Source organism: Nocardia sp. NPDC051981, assembly GCF_040680715.1.
GTDB lineage: Bacteria > Actinomycetota > Actinomycetes > Mycobacteriales > Mycobacteriaceae > Nocardia.
Window position 1 is genome coordinate 239,638 of sequence record NZ_JBFAXK010000007.1, and the last position, 17,819, is coordinate 257,456.

A 17,819-nucleotide genomic window follows, 5' to 3' on the forward strand; every position below is an offset into this window, starting at 1 on the left:
CACCGCATCACTCCTGCAGGCAAATGTGCTGGCACCCGCCTTCACTTCAATTTCTTGACATTCCATTGTGGAGGTTTATCCTGGATTCATATTCCACTGTGGAACATATGCAGCGTCCGACCGAGAGGATCGACATGGACATCACCACCGGCACCCGCGCCTCCGACGCCGAGCGCGCCCACATCGCCGACCTCCTCGGCCGCCACCTCTCCGACGGCCGCCTCGACCTGGCCGAATACAACGAGCGCCTCACCCGGGTCTACGCCACCGCCACCCGCGAAGACCTCCAACTGGTCCTCCAGGACCTCCCCGAACTGCCCAAGACGGTTGCACCCCAGTCCATCTCCCGCACCCGCTTCCCCATCTGGCAGCAGATCGAAGGCAGCGCCTGGCTCGGCGTCAGCCTCCTCTGCCTCGTCATCTGGGCCGCAATCTCCCTCACCACAGGCGAATTCACCTACGCCTGGCCCATCTGGGTCATCGGCCCCTGGGGCGCAGTCCTCGTCTTCCGCGTCCTCATGGGCTGGGAATCCGCCGCCTGGAACCGCCACCGCACTCGCTGACCCCGAATGCTCGTCGGGGCGTGACATCGCCGCGTGTCAGATGGCGAGTCACCATGAAACCGATTACAGGGGAGCGGATGCGGCGTAGGTTGCCCGAATATGGCTGACCCGCCGAACAATCCGCACGACGCCTACTTCAGGCACGTCCTGGCCAAGCCCGCGAACGCTGCCGGAGAATTGCAGGCGGTGCTCCCACCGGCCGTATCCGCGCGCGTGGACTGGGGCGCCCTGGAACTGCAGCCCTGCAGCTTCGTCACTCCAGAGCTCCGCTCCCGCTTCAGCGACCTCCTGTTCCGCACTCGCCTGGCGGGCCACGACGCCTTCATCTACGTCCTGGTCGAACATCAAAGCCAACCCCACCCGCTGATGCCGTTCCGGATGCTGGAATACATGGTCCGGATCTGGAACCACTACATAGACGACCACCCCAAGACCGACACCCTGCCGGTGGTGATCCCCATGGTCGTATACGCCAGCCCCAACGGGCGCCGTTGGAACAAACCGACCGAACTCGCCGACCTGATCAGCATCGACCCAGGCGGTCGCACCGCGCTCGGGGATTACCTCCCGAACCTGCGCTTCCTCCTCGACGATCTTGCGGCGGTGGACGTGCCTGCCCTCCTCACGCGGAAACTGACTCCCGAGGCCCGCGTGATGTTAGTGCTGTTGAAGAGGGCACAGGGAAACCGTCATCTCGACAAGGATCTGACACTCCTGCTCGATGACTTCGGTGCGATGCTGGCAGCGTCGGGCGGCAAGGCGGAATTGGTGTGCGCGCTGACGTACATTCTCATTGTCGGCGAAACCAGTGAATCCGATCTCGGATCTGTCATCGGACAACTCGGACCCCAGGCCAGGGAGGCCATCATGACGACAGCGGACCGACTCCGCGCGGAAGGCGAGGCGAGGGGGGAAGCGAGGGGTGAAGCGAAAAGCGAAGCGAAATGGCGTGCGCAGGCTCTGGTCGAGCAGCTGTCGGAGAAGTTCGGGACCCTGACCGCCGAGACTGTTGCCACGGTCCGTTCCGCGACCCCGGAGCGATTGCGGGTGTGGAGTGCGCGGATTCTGACGGCGAGCAGTCTCGACGAGGTCTTCCAATAGTGAGCGATGCTCCAGAGACCGTTACGACAACGGTGGATCGGCTGCGGGCCGAGGGATTCGGCCGGTGGTACATCGAGAGATATCTCGAGGGATATTTCGAGGGATATGTCAGAGGATGTGTCCGGGGATACTTCGAGTGGTACGCCGAGGCTCTGGCCGAATGGTTGCCAATCAAGTTCGGGATGTCATCTGACGAAGTTTTCGGCATTGTCTGGACCGCGGATCTGGAACAGCTGAGGGTCTGGTGTGAGCGGGTGCTGCTTACCGCCACCAGTCTCGACGAGGTGTTCGAGGATTAGTGTGCCGCACTTCCTTTTTTCGGGAAGTGCGGCACACTAATTGGCCGCTGGCTCAGGTTCTGGCTGCTCTACGACTGGGTGAGTCGGCTTCGCAGCGCGGTGGCGAACCAGTCGAAGGCTGGGGTCAGGTCGGGGAGTGGGGGCCAGGCGTTGATGGTGGCTACCAGGTGCCAATAGCGTTCTACGCGTGGGTCGTTGGCGATTTCCAGGCGGTTCAGGATCCATTCGCGGAGGTTGCGGTCGTCCGGCTTGGTGAAGGTTTCGGCGTAGCGGGCTGAGAGGGTGTCGAGGACGGGTGCTGCAGCGGGGCTTTCGGGGGCGATGCCGTCGGTCAGGGCTCGGGCGACTTCGGTGCGGACGGCCTCGGTGAGGTCGTGGTGGAGGCCGGTGTGGTCGCCGGCGGCGCGTTCCTTGGCCTGGTAGTCCGCCATGCGGCGGACCGCGGCGCGAAATTCCCTGTCCTGCACCAGTTCCACCAGGTCCATCCAGGCGCCGACCTGGTCGGGGGTGGGGTCGTCGGGGAGTTCCGGCATGGTGGAGCGGAGCAGTTCCAGGACGGCGGGGTTGCCGTCCACGGCGCCGAAGGTGTCGTCGACGAAGTCGTGAATGATGCGGGCGCGTTCGGCTTCGGACAATTGCACCAGTTTGTGCATGAATCCCATCTCCTTGTCATCCGATCCCCGGTTGGCCACCGCGCGGAGCACCGCGCGCCGGAGCCGCAGTACGCGGATCTGTACGTCCACCGCCTCGGCGTGCGCGGTCGCGACCTCGGTCAGGGAGGTTTCGCGGGACAGCACGCGCCGCACGGTCGCCAGGTCCATACCCAGTTCGCGCAGGGTACGTACCAGTTCCAGGCGCGCCACGGCCTCGATGTCGTACAGCCGGTAGCCGCCGGGGCTGTACATGGTCGCCGGAACGATCCCTTTGTCGGAGTAGAACCGAATGGTCTTGACCGTCAGGCCGGTGCGTTCGGCCAGCGCCCCGATCGTGTAGAGCGTTACGTCGTCCATGCGTCAACCTTGGTGGTTCCCCTTGGTGGAGACTCAAGTCCTGGTGTCCGGCATACTCGGGGCAATCCCGGCGGAGCGGGTAGTCTGAGCCGCTGTGCACCTGAAGAGTCTGACGCTGAAGGGGTTCAAGTCCTTCGCGTCCGCGACGACGTTGCGATTCGAACCGGGGATCACCTGCGTGGTCGGGCCCAACGGGTCGGGGAAATCGAACGTCGTCGACGCACTCACCTGGGTGATGGGTGAGCAGGGCGCGAAAGCCCTGCGGGGCGGGAAGATGCAGGACGTCATCTTCGCCGGTACCGCGGGCCGTGCCCCGCTCGGTCGTGCCGAAGTCACGCTGACCATCGACAACTCCGACGGCGTGCTGCCCATCGAGTACTCCGAAGTGTCCATTACCCGCCGCATGTTCCGCGACGGTGCGGGCGAGTACGAGATCAATGGAAACTCCTGCCGGCTCATGGATGTCCAGGAGCTGCTCAGCGACTCCGGCATCGGCCGGGAAATGCACGTCATCGTCGGTCAGGGCCAGCTGTCGGCGATTCTGGAATCGCGGCCGGAGGATCGGCGGGCCTTCATCGAGGAGGCCGCGGGCGTGCTCAAGCACCGGCGGCGCAAGGAGAAGGCGGTCCGCAAGCTGGACGCCATGCAGGCCAACCTGGCCCGCCTCACCGACCTCACCACCGAATTGCGCAGGCAGTTGAAGCCGCTGGGCCGGCAGGCCGAGGTGGCCCGCCGCGCCGCGACCGTTCAGTCCGAGCTCCGCGACGCCCGCTTGCGCCTGGCCGCCGACGATCTGGTGAGCCGTCGCCGCGAACTGGAGAGTCAGCAGAGCAAGGAGGCCTACGCCCGCGAGCAGCAGGTCAACGTGCAGGCCGAGCTGGACGCCGCCAATGCCGCCCTGGCCCAGCAGGAATTCGAGCTCTCCAAGCTCACCCCCAGCGCCGAGGCCGCCGCCCAGACCTGGTTCCAGCTGTCCGCCCTGACCGAACGCGTCAATGCCACTATCCGCATTGCCCGCGATCGCGCGCGCAACCTCACCATCGAGCAACCCGCCGGCGCCGGCCGCGACCCGGAACAGCTGGAGCGCGAGGCGGATCGGGTCGAGGCCGAAGAGGCCGAACTGCGCGAAGCGGTCGAAATGGCCACCGAAACCTTGGAAGCCGCCCGCGAGCAACTGCACGAACGAGAGCAGGCCGCCAAGGCCGCCGAACAGGCCCACCTGGCCGCCGTCCGCGCCATCGCCGACCGACGCGAGGGCCTGGCCCGCCTGTCCGGCCAGGTCGACACCCTGCGCATCCGCGCCCAGTCCGTGGACGGCGAGATCGCGCGCATGTCCACCGGCATCGCCGAGGCCCGCCGCCGCGGCGAGGACGCGAACGCCGAATTCGAGGCCGTCCAGGGTGAATTGAGCGAACTCGACGCGGGCGAGGAGGGCCTCGACACCTCCTACGAGCACGCCGCCCAGGCGCTCGCCCTGGCCGACCAGCGCGTCACCGAACTGCGCGAGAAGGACCGCGAGGCCGGTCAACGCGTCGCCTCGCTGACCGCCCGCATCGAGGCCCTCACCATGGGCCTGCGCCGCAAGGACGGCGCGGCCTGGCTGCTCGAGCACCGCACCGACGGCCTGCTCGGCCCGCTGTCCGGGCTGATCCGGGTGCACGGCGGTTTCGAGTCCGCGGTCGCCGCCGCACTGGGCCCGCTGGCCGACGCCGTCGCCGCCGACACCGGGCCCTCGGCCCACGCCGCCGTGCGCGCCCTCAAGGAATCCGATGGCGGCCGCGCCGCCATCGTCTACGCCGGCGCCACCGATCAGCCGGTGGCACTGGCGGATTCGCGACTACCGGCCACCGCGCGCTGGCTCGCCGAGGTGGTGGACTGCCCCGCCGATCTGCGCGGCGCCATCGCCGCCCTCACCGCCGGCATCGCCGTCACCGACGACCTCGCCACCGCTGCCCGGGTCCTCGCCGAGCGCCCGGAACTGCGCGTGGTCACCCGCGACGGCGACCTCACGGGCAGCGGCTGGCTGCTCGGCGGCTCCGACCGCGCCCCCAGCCAGCTCGAGGTGCAGGCCGACATCGATTCCGCCAAGGACGAATTGGCCTCCTGGCAGCGCACGGCCGAGGAACTCGAGGCCGCGCTCGCGGGCGCGCTCGCCGAACAGTCCGACCGCAAGGAGGCGGTCGACCACGCCCTGCTCGCCCTGCACGAATCCGATCAGGCCCTGGTCGCCATCTACGACCGCCTGGGCCGCCTCGGCCACGCCGCCCGCACCGCCCAGCGCGAATGCGACCGCCTGCTGGCCCAGCGCGACGACGCCGAAACCGGCCGCGAGGAAACGCTTTCCAAACTGGCCGACCTCGAGGACCGGCTGCGCCACGCCGAACTCGAACAGGCCGAAATGGATCCGGAGGCCGCCGGCACCGAGACCGCGGGGTACGCCCGCGAGGAGGCCGCCGCCGCCCTCGCCGAGGCCCGCTCGATGGAGGTCGAGGCCCGCCTGGCCGTCCGCACCGCCGAGGAACGCGCGGAATCGGTCCGCGGCAGAGCGGATTCGCTGCGCCGCGCGGCCCGCGCCGAACGCGAGACCCGCGCCCGCGCCGAACGCGCCCAGGCCGCCCGCCGCCAGGCCGCCGCCGTCGCCGCCGTGGTCGCCGAGTCCGCGGAACGGGTGGCCGCCGAACTCGAGCAGGTGGTCGGCCAGGCCGCCACCCGCCGCGACGAATTGGTGCGCCGCCGTAGCGAATTCGCGGCCCAGGTGGAGCAGACCAAGGAACGCTCCCGCGCCCTCACCACCCAGCTCACCCAGCTCACGGACGCCGTGCACCGCGACGAGGTGGCCCGCGCCCAGGCCGCGCTGCGCATCGAACAGGTCGAGACCACCATCTCCGAACAGTTCGGCATCAGCCTCGACGACCTCATCGCCGAATACGGCCCGGACGTCCCCATGCCGCCCACCGCGCTGGAGCTGATGGAGTACGAGCAGGCCCGCGACCGCGGTGAAGCCGTCAACGCACCCCAGCCCATGCCCTACGACCGCGCCACCCAGGAGCGCCGCGCCAAGCGCGCCGAGAAGGACCTCACCACCCTGGGCAAGGTGAATCCCCTGGCGCTGGAGGAGTTCGCGGCCCTCGAGGAGCGCTACACCTTCCTCAACACCCAGCTCGAGGACGTCAAGAAGGCCCGCCAGGACCTGCTCGACGTGGTCGCCGAGGTGGACGAGCGCATCCTGCAGGTCTTCACCGAGGCCTACGAGGACGTCGAACGCGAATTCACCGGCGTCTTCGGCCGCCTGTTCCCCGGCGGTGAGGGGCGGCTGCTGCTCACCGATCCCAGCGACATGCTCGCCACCGGCGTCGAGGTCGAGGCCCGCCCGCCGGGCAAGAAGGTCAAGCGGCTGTCGCTGCTCTCCGGTGGCGAGAAATCCCTTGCGGCAGTGGCTTTCCTGGTGTCGATCTTCCGGGCCCGGCCCTCCCCGTTCTATGTCATGGACGAGGTCGAGGCGGCGCTGGACGACACCAACCTGCGCCGGCTCATCGGCCTGTTCGAGCAGCTGCGCGAGAAGAGCCAGCTCATCGTCATCACCCACCAGAAGCCGACCATGGAGATCGCCGACGCGCTCTACGGCGTCAGCATGCGCGGTGACGGCATCACGCAGGTGATCTCGCAGCGCATGCGCGGGGAGAATCTGGTCGGCGCGACACCGTGACCCGGTGACGAGCCCGGCGCCGCCGTCCCGGTGAGCGGGATTGCGGTGCAGGGCAAAGTGAAACGCCTGCGCGTCGCACGGGCGAGGCATTAGCGTCCGGCCCCATGAGACGCTCCATCGCAGTACTGGCCGCCGGCGTCGCCGTCGGCCTGGTCGCCCCGCTCCCGGCCGCCCTGGCGGACTCCGGATCCTCCGCGCTCGGATCCGGATCGGCCTCCGGCTCGGGCACCGGCTCCCTGTCCGGTTCCGGCGGCAGCAACAGCAACCTGCCGCCCTACAGCCAGTGGATCGGCGACATCACCCCGATCGCCGCCGACGCTCAGACCTACCTCACCACCGCGCTGCCCGGAACCACCAAGCCCGCCATCGTCTTCGACGTCGACAACACCGTGCTCGAGACGACCTACCATCCGGGCCCGATCACTCCGGCCATCCAGCCGATCCTGAAGCTGGCGCAGTGGGCGAAAAGCCAAGGCGCGTCCATCATCTTCGTGACCGGCCGGCCCGCGCTCATGAACTTCTACACCCAGATCAACCTGACCACCGTCGGCTACCCGGTGGACGGGCTCTACGGCGGCGGCCTCACCACGGGCTCCAGCGGCGCGGGCGCCCTCGCCGACTACAAGACCGCCACCCGCGCCTCCATCGAGGCCCAGGGTTACACCATCGTCGCCAATATCGGCAACAGCGCCTCCGACCTGTCCGGCGGCCACGCCCTCGAGACCTTCAAGCTGCCGGACTACAACGGCGCCCTGGCGTGACCTACCGAGTCCCGTGACCGCGGGAAAGGAGGCTCGGGTCCTACTCGCCCGCGGTTCTCACCCCTCCAGCAGCGACTTCAGCCGCGCCGCACCGGTTTCGGCGAGCCACATGTCGAAAGTCCGCAAGCCGGGATGGATTTCGCGCAGCGCGGGAATGTCGGCGTGCCAGCCCTGGCCCTGCCGCGACAAGCGCCAGACCGCCCCGACCTCGGGCCCCATGGCGTCGGCCTCGGCCTCGGTGCCCTCCAGGTAGCGCACCGCGTGCCCGGTGGCGGCCGTGATGGCCGCGGCCGCGGCGGGCATGGTCGGATCATCACCCGCCAATTCCAGGACCCGGCCGTGGAATCGGGCCGGATCCTCGAAGGCCAGCTGGGCGAACACGGCGATATCGTCGAGGGCGATGGACTGCACCGGCCGGTCCGCCGGGAACAGATGCTTGTGCACGCCATCGTTGATGCCGTCCACCGGGAAGCCCTGCATGAAGTAGTTCTCCATGAAGCGGGCCGGGCGCAGGATCGTCCAGTGCAGACCACTGGACTGCAGCGCCTCCTCCACCCGCCGCTTGCCCTGCGCACCCCACTTGCCGTCCTCGGTGTAGGAGGCGACGGTGGTGAACACGATGAACTCCACCCCGGCGGCGCGCGCCGCCGCGATGAACCGCGTGCCGCGCTCGACTTCCAGTTCGGTGTCCCAGCCGTTCGGGCCGAAGGTCGCGGGCGGCACCAGGAAGGCCGCGCCCGCGCCGGACAGCGCCGGGGCAAGGGACTCCGGAGCGTCGAAGTCCCCGACGGCCAGTTGCGCACCCGCCTCCGCGAGTTGCTGTGCCGCAGGCGATTCCGGATCACGCACCAGCGCCCGCACCGCCCGGCCTGCGGCGAGCAGCCGGCGCGCGGTGGCCCCGCCCTGCTTGCCGGTCGCCCCGGTCACCAGCACCAGATCATTGCGAGCAGGCTCGGTCGGATCATTTCGAGAAGACATCGTCAGCCATTTCGTTCGGTAGTATTCGGGTCGGTCGACCCGAATACGGACGCTAGAACCGCCCGTTTCCGTTGACCACCACCGGAAAGGACCCGCGTAACGAAATGTCCGCGCCCAGCCTGTCCCACGTAGAGCCCACCCTGTCCGACATAGAGCGCACTCTGTCCCACGTCGAGCCGACCCCGCTTCGCGACAGGTCCGCCCCGAACAGCCGGTCCGATGCGCGCCGCAATCGCGCGCTGGTGCTGGCGGCGGCGCAGCGAGCCCTCGCCGAGGGCGGCGTCGCGGTGTCACTGGCCGAGGTGGCCCGCCGCGCGGGCGTCGGCGCGGGCACCGTCTACCGGCATTTCCCCACCAAAACCGCACTGCTGGAAGCGGTCATGCAGCAGCGCATCGACCGCCTCACCGCTCTCGCGCACCGCCTGCGGGATGCGCCCGACCCGGGCCGGGCCTTCTTCGTCTTCTGTACCGAGGTCATCATCTCGTCGCATCGCAACCAGGCCGTCTGCGACCTGGCCGCCAATGACGGCTGGCCCCGCGAACTGGTGCAGGACGCGGGCGCCCGCTTCCACACCGCCCTCGACGATCTGCTGGTCGCCGCGCAGCGCGCCGGAGCGGTCCGCCCGGACCTCGCGCTCTCCGATGCGCTGGCCCTGTTCACGGGATGTGTTGCCATCCAACGCCTCAGCCCGGGTCGCGAGCTGTCCCGGCCCGCCGCCCTGGTCCTGGACTCCATGCGCGCCCGGGCCGCATCCGGCACCGTAACGAAACTCCGGAACCCGCCCGCGCCCCGTGATGAAACCAGGGCGCGTGACGAAACACCCCACTGCCCGATCTGCGCCACCCCGATCCACCCGACCGGCACCGGCCGCCCGGCCCGCTACTGCTCCGCCGCCTGCCGTCAGAAGGCCCATCGCCGTCGCCACGCCACCCCCGCATGAGCCCCTGATCGGGCCCGCCCTGAAAGCCGTTGGGGCACTTCGTGACCTGGGTGTGTCCGAACGGATGCGAAGGTGTGACGAGGCGGGTGTGGAGGCGAAAAATACTGGTAGAAGGCCATATTTGGCGTCTTCGTATGGACCCGCAACGGGCCAGTGGGGAAGTACGCTCCCTGCGTGGTTTGGGTGTCGGCCGTGACGTTCGGTGTCGCATGGTGGCTCGGTTTGTATCTACTGGCGCGGGATCCGCGAAAGCCGTTGTTACGCAGGGCTGCCATCGGGCTGCTGGCATTCGCCGCGGCCGTGGTGGCGGATCGGCTGGCCGGCGGTAACTCCTGGTTCGACGGTCCGCGGATCGTGCTGGTGTGCGCGCCGGTGCTGGCCTTCAGCGGAGTCTTCGTGCGGCTGCTGCCCCTCGGCGCCGTCGAGCGCGTGGACCGCTGGTGGCGGGTCGGGCTGCTGCCGCTGTGCGCCCTGCTGGCCATGCCCGCCGCGGGCGGCTTCCTGCCCGCCGGATACCTGCTCGGCGCGCTCACCCTGTTGGCGCTGCTCGGCACCATGCTCGGGATGCTGGGGCAGCACGCGGAATGGTCCGAGGATTCGCGGCGGTCGGCGGCCGGCCTGCTCACCATCGGCGCGCTCCTGCTCGGGCTCAGCGCGGCCCTGATCCTGTTGGGGCTCAACGTCCTGCCGCGCACGGCCATGCTGTCGGTGATCGCGGCCGACCTGGTGGTGCTGGGCCTGGGCATCGCCGTGGTGGACGCCTACGAGGAGGGCGAGGCGCTGCGCGCCGACATGACCCACTCGCTGGTGCTCTCGGCGGCCACCGCGGCCGTGTTCGGGGGTCAGGCCGCACTCGCCCTCACCCTGGCCGGTGAGCGCCCCGCCCTGATCGCCCTGTTCTTCGGTGCCGTCGCCGGCTCCATCACCCTGCAGGTCCTGCACGGCCCCCTGCACGCCGGCGCCGACCGCGTGGCCTTCGCCTCGGATCCTCAGCTGTGCGCGGCCCGCGTCGAATTGCGCAGCGCCACAGAGGCATTGCTGCGCAGGGGTAGCGACAACGGGCTGCACACCGGCGGCTGAGCCGACTGCGGCAGGGTCTCAGAGCAGGTCGCTGACGTCGTCGGGGACGTCGACGGCGTATTTGCGCAGGGTTTCCATGGGCACCACCTCGAGGGCGTTCTCATGGGTGGCGGCCAGCACCACCGGCGCGGCCACCCCGTCCTCGTGGGCGTGCAGCCAGCGCACGGCCACCACACACCACCTGTCGCCCGGTTGCAGGCCCGGGAAGTTGTTCTCGGGCCGCGGAGTGACGAGATCGTTGCCGATCGACTTCTGGTGCTCCAGGAATTCCGCCGTCACCACGGTGCAGACGGTGTGGCTGCCCAAATCCTCGGGACCGGTGCTGCAGCATCCGTCCCGGTAGAAGCCGGTGAGAGGATCGGTGCCACACTCCTCCAGCGGTCCCCCAAGCACATTTCGATCGGTCACGTCGCCGATCCTATTGTCTCGGTGTCGCATTCGCCGCTCCTTCCGCACTGTGGCACGTTCTCGAGCAGACCGGTTGGTAGTTGCTGGGATTTCCAGGCCCCCACCCGGCGTGTCTCCGCACCACACGGCATTGCTGTGTGATAGACGACACTGCCCTGCGACGCGTCGGTAGGCATGTGAATCCGGCATGCAGGTGCTTCTGAAAGGATGGGGGCGTGACGACTGCTGAACTGTGGATTCTCATCGCCGCGATCGCGGCGGTGCTGCTCGTGGCGCTGGTTGCCGGCTACGCCCTGAACAAGCGCCGCCGGATCTCGCTGACCCCGGAGGTCACCGAGACCAAGGAGGTGACCGACCGGTCGGGCGGATATCAGGCCTCGAGCGGATTCAACTTCAGCCAGGGCAGCGGCACCGCCGAGCGCGAGCAGGCGCCCGCCGCCAAACCCAAACCGCAACCGCTGCCGCTCCCGCCCGAGCGCACCGACGACGAGGGTCAGCCGCACATCGGCGACGACGCCGCCGTCCCGCGCGACGCCGCCAAGCGCAGCATCACCAATGTCCGCCTCCCCGAACCGGTCGAGGGCCCCGAGCCCGCTCCGGCCACCGAGCCCGTCACACCCACCGAGCCCGTCACACCCATCGAGCCCGTCACGCCCACCGAGCCCGCCGCTACCGAATCCGCACCGGCCACCGAGGCCGGCGAGGCCGCCGACGCGGGCGACACGGCCACGCAGTCGCCCGAGAACGCCGAGGACAGCGCCCGGGCCGCGGCGGTCGAGGCCGCCGAGCAGGCCGGTGAGACCGCGGCCGACACCGCCGCCGGGGATGTCGTCGAGCACCCCGCCTCGGAAGAGGCCGCCGCCGAGGAGGCCGCCGAGGCCGCGGTCGCCGCCGCCGAGGTGGCCGCTGCCGCCGAGGCCGCTATCGCCGCGCACGCGGGCGCGCCTGCCGCCGCGCCCGAAACCGCGCCCCCCGCCGAGGCGGCCGCCCCGGCCATCGCCGAGATCGAGCCCACCGCGGGCCGGCTGACCCGGCTGCGTGGTCGCCTGGCCCGCTCCCAGAACGCCGTCGGCAAATCGCTGCTCGGCCTGCTGGGCGGTGGCGATCTGGACGAGGACTCCTGGGAGGAGATCGAGGACACCCTGGTCATGGCCGACCTGGGTACCGCCAGCACCGCCGCCGTCGTGGAGCGGCTGCGCCACGAGATGGCCGCCCGCAGCATCCGCACCGCCGCCGACGCGCGCACCCTGCTGCGCGAGGTGCTCGTCGACGCGCTACGACCCGAGCTGGATCGCTCCATCCGTGCCCTACCGCACGCCGACCACCCGTCGATCCTGCTGGTCGTGGGGGTGAACGGCACCGGAAAGACCACCACCACCGGCAAATTGGCGCGTGTGCTGGTGGCCGACGGCCGCCGCGTGCTGCTGGGCGCGGCCGACACCTTCCGTGCCGCGGCCGCCGATCAGCTGCAGACCTGGGGTGAGCGCGTGGGCGCGGAGACCGTGCGCGGCAAGGAGGGCGCGGATCCCGCGGCCGTGGCCTTCGACGCGGTGTCGGCCGGCATCGATCGCGGCGTGGACGTGGTGCTCATCGATACCGCCGGCCGCCTGCACACGAAGACCGGCCTGATGGACGAACTGGGCAAGGTCAAGCGCGTGGTGGAGAAGAAGGCCGCGGTGGACGAGGTCATCCTGGTGCTCGACTCCACGGTCGGCCAGAACGGCCTGATGCAGGCGCGGGTCTTCGCCGATGTCGTGGACATCACCGGTGTCGCGCTGACCAAGCTGGACGGGACCGCCAAGGGCGGCATCGTCTTCCAGGTGCAGCATGAGCTGGGCGTTCCGGTCAAACTGGTCGGTTTGGGAGAGGGCGCCGACGACCTCGCACCCTTCGAACCGGGCGCCTTCGTCGACGCTCTGCTCGGTTAACCGCTGCTGAACTGCATCGATATCGAAATCGACATCATCCTCACCCGGTCGCGGTAACAGCGGTGCGGTTTCGGAAACGTGACCGCAACACTGCAAGCTCACCCGTTCACCTAGGCGAAACGCCGCAGGATCACAGCTGAAACACCGACTGGTGAATCTCATTGCAGGCTTATTCGCAGGTTGCTGCGGGGCCAGAGATGAGGAGGACAAAGGTGGCGTACCCCATCGTTGATTTGCCGAACACCGGCGACACAGCCTGGATGTTGGCGAGTTCGGCATTGGTGCTTTTAATGACCCCGGGGCTCGCGTTCTTCTACGGCGGCATGGTCCGTAGCAAGAACGTGCTCAACATGATCATGATGAGCATCAGTGCCATGGGCATCGTCGGCGTGCTATGGGCAATCTTCGGATTCTCGGCAGCGTTCGGCAACAACAAGTTCGGACTGATCGGCAACCCGAAGCAGTTCTTCGGGCTGAAGGGCCTCATCGGTCCCGACGCGGTCGCGGATTCCGATCCGACCAAGGTCGTCGGGATCCCGCTGGCCGGTAACACCCACATTCCGATGACCGTGTTCGTGGCGTTCCAGCTGATGTTCGCGATCATCACCGTCGCCCTGATCTCGGGCGCGGTCGCGGACCGCCTGAAGTTCGGCGCCTGGGCGCTGTTCGCCGCGGTGTGGGCCACGATCGTCTACTTCCCGGTCGCGCACTGGGTCTTCGACTTCAACGCCACCGACTCCGACGGCAATGTCATCCACGAGGGCGGCTGGATCGCCAACAAGCTGCACGTGATCGACTTCGCCGGTGGTACCGCGGTCCACATCAACGCCGGTGCCGCGGGCCTGGCCCTCTGCCTCGTCCTGGGTAAGCGCAAGGGCTGGCCGAAGACCCCGATGCGTCCGCACAACCTGCCCTTCGTCATGCTCGGCGCCGGTCTGCTGTGGTTCGGCTGGTTCGGATTCAATGCCGGTTCGGCGCTGTCCTCCAACGGCACCGCGGGTTCCACCTTCCTGACCACCACCTTCGCCACCTGCTCGGCCATGCTCGGCTGGCTGCTCGTGGAGAAGCTGCGTGACGGTCACGCCACCTCGCTGGGCGCCGCGTCCGGCGTCGTCGCGGGTCTGGTCGCCATCACCCCGTCCTGCTCCTCGGTGAACGTCCTCGGCGCGCTGGCCATCGGCGCGGTCGCCGGTGTGGCCTGTGCCCTGGCCGTCGGCCTGAAGTTCAAGCTGGGCTTCGACGACTCGCTCGACGTGGTGGGCGTCCACCTGGTCGGCGGCATCATCGGCACCCTGATGGTCGGCCTGGTGGCCACCAAGGAGGCGCCGGCCGGTGTCGCGGGTCTGTTCTACGGCGGCGGCTTCAACCAGCTGTGGCGTCAGGCCGTGGGAGCCGGTGTGGTGCTTGCCTTCTCGTTCATCGTGACGCTGATCATCGCGTTCGCCATCAAGTTCACCATCGGCCTGCGCGCGAGCGAGGAAGAGGAGTTCGTCGGCATGGACGAGTCGGATCACGCTGAAACGGCATACGATTTCGCTGCTGTGGGTGGTGCGGCGCGCACCGCCGCCGTCAAGGAGGCATGACGAAAATGAAACTGATCACTGCGATCGTGAAGCCGTTCACCCTGGAGGACGTGAAGACCGGCCTGGAGCAGGCGGGCGTGCTCGGCATGACCGTCAGCGAGGTTCAGGGTTACGGTCGCCAGAAGGGCCACACCGAGGTCTACCGCGGTGCCGAGTACTCCGTCGACTTCGTCCCGAAGGTTCGGGTCGAGGTGGTCGTGGACGACGCCTCCGTCGACAAGGTCGTCGAGGTCATCGTGGAGGCCGCCCGCACCGGCAAGATCGGTGACGGCAAGGTCTGGGTGACCCCGGTCGACGCCATCGTCCGGGTGCGCACCGGCGAACGTGGTTCCGACGCTCTGTAAGCGGTAACCGGAGCAGCGGAACCAGTGGCGGCCCTGGCCACCGTCGGTGTCGAACCGGCGGTGGCGGGGCCGCCCCCATGTGCGGCGAAGAACTGAATTCAGACGGGTGGTGGGTTGTGGGTTTCCAACAGGAACGCGACGACAGAACCAAGGCCGAGCAGGTTTCCGGCGGAGCCTCGGACCTGGTCCGGGCCCGCAACCAACTGCTCGCGGAGCAGAGCGCCAACGGCCGCGCGGCCCGTCTGGACCCCGAGGCGCTGCGGGAAGCGCTGGTGGATCTCTACGAGCTGTGGCTGACCACCAAGGGCCACGAGGTCGGCATCACCGCCGACAGCGGGCTGGCCCTCGTCGCCGTGGGCGGACTGGGCCGCCGGGAAATGCTGCCTTACTCCGACCTGGATCTGGTGCTGCTCTACGACGACGTCGATCCGCATCGGGTCGCCGAGGTCGCCGATCAGCTCTGGTATCCGCTGTGGGACGCCCACATCAAGCTCGATCACAGCGTGCGCACCGTCCCGCAGGCGCTGCGCGTGGCCGCCGACGATCTCACCGCCGCCCTCGGCATGCTCGAGGCCCGGCACATCGTGGGCGACGACGGTCTGAGCAACCTGCTCATCAGCGGCGTGCGCCGGGACTGGCGTGCCGGAATCCGGTCCCGCTTCGACGCCCTGATCGAACAGGCCCAAACCCGCTGGCGCAGAAGCGGAGACGTCGCGCACCGCGCCGAGCCCGACATCAAGAACGGGCGCGGCGGGCTGCGGGACATCCAGCTGCTGGACGCGCTCGCCATCGCACAACTGACCGACGCCATGCCGGGGCTCGGTCCGGATGTGCCCGGTGGCGGGTTGCGGCAGGTGCATCGCCGCCTGCTGGATGTCCGCACCGAACTGCACCGGGTGGCGGGCCGGGCCCGCGACCAGTTGCGGGCCCAGGACGCCGACGAGATCGGGGCGGCCCTGCGCATCGGCGATCGCTTCGATCTGGCCCGCACGCTCAGTGATGCGGCCCGCACGGTGAGCTACTCCACCGACGTCGGGCTGCGGACCGCGGGGAACGCGCTGCCACGGCGCGGGCTCGCGCGCTTGCGCCGCGCCCCGGTACGCCGACCACTCGATGAGGGGGTGGTCGAACATTCCGGGGAGGTGGTGCTCGCCCGTGATGCCCGGCCGCAGCGCGATCCCGGGCTGATCCTGCGGGTGGCCGCGGCCTCGGCGCAGACCGGGCTGCCGATGTCGGCGACCACGCTCAACCGGCTCGGCGAGGACGCGCCCGAGCTACGCGAGCCGTGGCCCAAGGAAGCCCTCAACGACCTGCTGGTCCTGCTGGGCACGGGCCGCGGCGCCGTCGATGCCGTGGAGGCGCTGGACCGGACGGGCCTGTGGGGCAGGCTCTTTCCGGAATGGGGCGTGGTGCGTGATCTGCCGCCGCGCGATGCCATGCACACCTGGACCGTGGACCGTCACCTCATGGAGACCGTCGCCCAGGCCGGGGCGCTGTCCACCCGGGTCGCCCGCCCGGACCTGCTGCTACTGAGCGCGCTGCTGCACGATATCGGCAAAGGCCGCACCGAGGATCACAGCGTGGTAGGTGCGGAGCTGGCCGTCTCCATCGGAAATCGCCTGGGGCTGTGGCCTTCCGACGTGCAGACGCTCGCGGGTGTGGTGCGCCACCACCTGCTGCTGCCCGACACGGCCACGCGGCGCGACATCACCGATTCCGACACCGTGAAGATGGTGATCGACGCCCTCGACGGTGACCCGCAGCTGCTGGAGCTGCTGCACGCCCTGGCCGAGGCCGACGCGCTGGCCACCGGGCCCGGCGTGTGGAACGACTGGAAGGCCTCGCTCATCGGCGATCTCGTGCGCAACTGCCGCACGGCCATGGCGGGCTACGCCCTGCCCGAGCCGACCCCGATTCCCGACGAGCTGCGCGCCCGCGCGGAATCCGGTGGCGTGCACGTGGATCTGAAGCCGGGAGAGAGCCGCTACCAGCATGTGGTCACCGTGGTCGCGCCCGATAATCCGGGTCTGCTCTCCGATGCGGCGGGCGTGCTGGCCGTGCACTCGCTGCGGGTACTGTCGGCCGAACTCGCCAGTGTGGGCGCCTCGGCCATCGATACCTTCGTCGTGGCACCCCGTTTCGGTGATCCGCCGGACCCGGGCCTGCTGCGCCAGGAACTGATCCGCGCCATCAACGGCGATCTGGATCTGGCCTCGGTGCTGGCCCGCAAGGAGCGCGATGCGGGCGGGACCCAGCCGAGGCCGTTCGCGCAGGCGCGGCCGCGGGTGTTCTGGCACGAGACCGCCGATCCGGGCCGGGTGCTGCTGGAATTGCGTGCCGAGGATCGCATCGGGTTGCTGAGCCGCTTGGCCGCGGCGCTGGCCGAGGCCGGGGTGAATGTCTGCTGGGCGAAGGTGGTGACCATGGGTTCGGCGGTCATCGACTCGTTCTGCCTGGATCTGGGCGCTTCCGACACGCCCGGGCGGCGGGCGGAGATCGAGGCGGCGGTGCTGACGGTGGTGCCGCCACAGCAACCGAAGAAACCTCTCGAATCGGACAGCTGAATCGGATCTCCCGATAGTTTTCCGATTGTTTGCCATGAACCGGCATTGGCGGACAAACCGCACGATTGCCAGTTAATAAGAATGTTGCAGGAGATTTGCTGTAATACCGATCGGGTGATCGGAGTCACACCCTAGTATTCGCGTGCAAGGTCGATCCGGAGGTCCCAAACTGTCGCGAGCATGAGGGGAGCAGGTCGGTGGCAATCGAAGTCGTATCCGCGTCGATGATGACCAGCGATTTGACCGCGCACATCGCCCGCTGCGTCGGTGGTGATCGCTGGGTGGTCTCCTGGCTGCCGGGGCGCACCCTGAGCGGCCAGCAGGCGGTGACCGCGATGACCATCGCGTCCACCGTCGCCGACCAGGCACCCTCCGACGCCGAATGGGCGTTGCTGGACGGGCTCGCTCTGGAACTGGGCCTCACCGCCCGCGAGGCGGTCGGTATGGTCGCCACCGAGAACCACGATCTGCGGCGGCCCGGCCCGCGTCCCCGCTCGCTGGAATAGCCGCCGGAACAGCTTGCCGCGCCGCCCCGTTCGCGCAGGTCCGAGCC

15 protein-coding genes are annotated in these 17,819 nt (G+C 69.0%); 12 read left to right on the top strand and 3 right to left on the bottom strand.

Going from position 1 to position 17,819, the window contains the following annotated elements; all coding sequences use genetic code 11:
• The first annotated feature begins 107 nt into the window (after positions 1-107).
• The 3 genes from AB0L60_RS16340 to AB0L60_RS16350 all read left to right on the top strand — a co-directional run bounded on the left by AB0L60_RS16340 (position 108) and on the right by AB0L60_RS16350 (position 1,963).
• Entirely contained in the window at positions 108-563 is a 456-nt protein-coding gene (locus tag AB0L60_RS16340; protein ID WP_364613789.1) for a DUF1707 domain-containing protein, read from the top strand.
• A 99-nt stretch (positions 564-662) separates the two neighbouring features.
• Positions 663-1,664 carry an Rpn family recombination-promoting nuclease/putative transposase gene (locus AB0L60_RS16345; protein ID WP_364613792.1) on the top strand — a complete coding sequence of 334 codons (1,002 nt, stop codon included), beginning with the start codon at positions 663-665 and terminating at the stop codon, positions 1,662-1,664.
• Positions 1,664-1,963 carry a hypothetical protein gene (locus AB0L60_RS16350; RefSeq protein ID WP_364613795.1) on the top strand — a complete coding sequence of 100 codons (300 nt, stop codon included), beginning with the start codon at positions 1,664-1,666 and terminating at the stop codon, positions 1,961-1,963. Before AB0L60_RS16345 ends, AB0L60_RS16350 begins: the two co-directional genes overlap by 1 nt.
• Before the next feature lie 68 nt (positions 1,964-2,031).
• Here the strand turns inward: AB0L60_RS16350 and AB0L60_RS16355 are convergent, their stop codons facing one another.
• On the bottom strand, positions 2,032-2,973 hold the full coding sequence (locus tag AB0L60_RS16355) for a MerR family transcriptional regulator (RefSeq protein WP_364613798.1): 942 nt from the start codon (positions 2,971-2,973) through the stop codon (positions 2,032-2,034).
• 94 nt (positions 2,974-3,067) lie between these two features.
• Here AB0L60_RS16355 and smc point away from each other — a divergent pair, with 94 nt between their 5' ends.
• Both smc and AB0L60_RS16365 read left to right on the top strand, forming a co-directional pair.
• The gene (gene smc, locus AB0L60_RS16360; protein ID WP_364613801.1) at positions 3,068-6,679 is read left to right on the top strand and encodes a chromosome segregation protein SMC; all 3,612 of its coding nucleotides are present in this window, start codon (positions 3,068-3,070) and stop codon (positions 6,677-6,679) included.
• Positions 6,680-6,783: 104 nt separating this feature from the next.
• Complete coding sequence (locus AB0L60_RS16365) at positions 6,784-7,440, top strand: HAD family acid phosphatase (protein ID WP_364613804.1); 657 nt, start codon at positions 6,784-6,786, stop codon at positions 7,438-7,440.
• 57 nt (positions 7,441-7,497) lie between these two features.
• Here AB0L60_RS16365 and AB0L60_RS16370 read toward each other — a convergent pair whose 3' ends face one another.
• Positions 7,498-8,418, bottom strand: a complete 921-nt coding sequence (locus AB0L60_RS16370; RefSeq protein WP_364613807.1) for an NmrA/HSCARG family protein — start codon at positions 8,416-8,418, stop codon at positions 7,498-7,500.
• Between the two features lie 104 nt (positions 8,419-8,522).
• Between AB0L60_RS16370 and AB0L60_RS16375 the strand changes: the two genes are divergently transcribed.
• Positions 8,523-9,359, top strand: a complete 837-nt coding sequence (locus tag AB0L60_RS16375; RefSeq protein ID WP_364613810.1) for a TetR/AcrR family transcriptional regulator — start codon at positions 8,523-8,525, stop codon at positions 9,357-9,359.
• Between the two features lie 192 nt (positions 9,360-9,551).
• Positions 9,552-10,439, top strand: coding sequence for a hypothetical protein (locus tag AB0L60_RS16380; protein WP_364613813.1), 888 nt, complete (start codon positions 9,552-9,554; stop codon positions 10,437-10,439).
• A gap of 18 nt (positions 10,440-10,457) precedes the next feature.
• Here the strand turns inward: AB0L60_RS16380 and AB0L60_RS16385 are convergent, their stop codons facing one another.
• Entirely contained in the window at positions 10,458-10,847 is a 390-nt protein-coding gene (locus AB0L60_RS16385; RefSeq protein ID WP_326357779.1) for a DUF2237 domain-containing protein, read from the bottom strand.
• A gap of 215 nt (positions 10,848-11,062) precedes the next feature.
• On the opposite strand from AB0L60_RS16385, the gene ftsY reads away from it, so the two are divergent.
• From ftsY to AB0L60_RS16410, 5 genes are all read left to right on the top strand, one after another.
• Complete coding sequence (ftsY, locus tag AB0L60_RS16390; RefSeq protein WP_364613817.1) at positions 11,063-12,775, top strand: signal recognition particle-docking protein FtsY; 1,713 nt, start codon at positions 11,063-11,065, stop codon at positions 12,773-12,775.
• Positions 12,776-12,972: 197 nt separating this feature from the next.
• Positions 12,973-14,358: an ammonium transporter gene (locus AB0L60_RS16395; protein WP_364613820.1), complete on the top strand. Its 1,386-nt coding sequence runs from the start codon at positions 12,973-12,975 to the stop codon at positions 14,356-14,358.
• A gap of 5 nt (positions 14,359-14,363) precedes the next feature.
• The gene (locus AB0L60_RS16400) at positions 14,364-14,702 is read left to right on the top strand and encodes a P-II family nitrogen regulator (RefSeq protein WP_040859831.1); all 339 of its coding nucleotides are present in this window, start codon (positions 14,364-14,366) and stop codon (positions 14,700-14,702) included.
• Positions 14,703-14,818: 116 nt separating this feature from the next.
• Positions 14,819-17,266, top strand: a complete 2,448-nt coding sequence (locus tag AB0L60_RS16405; protein ID WP_364613824.1) for a [protein-PII] uridylyltransferase — start codon at positions 14,819-14,821, stop codon at positions 17,264-17,266.
• 197 nt (positions 17,267-17,463) lie between these two features.
• Positions 17,464-17,772: a hypothetical protein gene (locus AB0L60_RS16410; protein WP_354837728.1), complete on the top strand. Its 309-nt coding sequence runs from the start codon at positions 17,464-17,466 to the stop codon at positions 17,770-17,772.
• Positions 17,773-17,819 lie beyond the last annotated feature (47 nt).

Bases quoted from the DNA above. Each gene is read 5' to 3' on its own strand.
- AB0L60_RS16340 (WP_364613789.1), top strand. From the start codon at position 108: ATGCAGCGTCCGACCGAGAGGATCGACATGGACATCACCACCGGCACC.
- AB0L60_RS16345 (WP_364613792.1), top strand. From the start codon at position 663: ATGGCTGACCCGCCGAACAATCCGCACGACGCCTACTTCAGGCACGTC.
- AB0L60_RS16355 (WP_364613798.1), bottom strand. From the start codon at position 2,973: ATGGACGACGTAACGCTCTACACGATCGGGGCGCTGGCCGAACGCACC.
- AB0L60_RS16365 (WP_364613804.1), top strand. From the start codon at position 6,784: ATGAGACGCTCCATCGCAGTACTGGCCGCCGGCGTCGCCGTCGGCCTG.
- AB0L60_RS16370 (WP_364613807.1), bottom strand. From the start codon at position 8,418: ATGTCTTCTCGAAATGATCCGACCGAGCCTGCTCGCAATGATCTGGTG.
- AB0L60_RS16375 (WP_364613810.1), top strand. From the start codon at position 8,523: ATGTCCGCGCCCAGCCTGTCCCACGTAGAGCCCACCCTGTCCGACATA.
- AB0L60_RS16395 (WP_364613820.1), top strand. From the start codon at position 12,973: ATGAGGAGGACAAAGGTGGCGTACCCCATCGTTGATTTGCCGAACACC.
- AB0L60_RS16400 (WP_040859831.1), top strand. From the start codon at position 14,364: ATGAAACTGATCACTGCGATCGTGAAGCCGTTCACCCTGGAGGACGTG.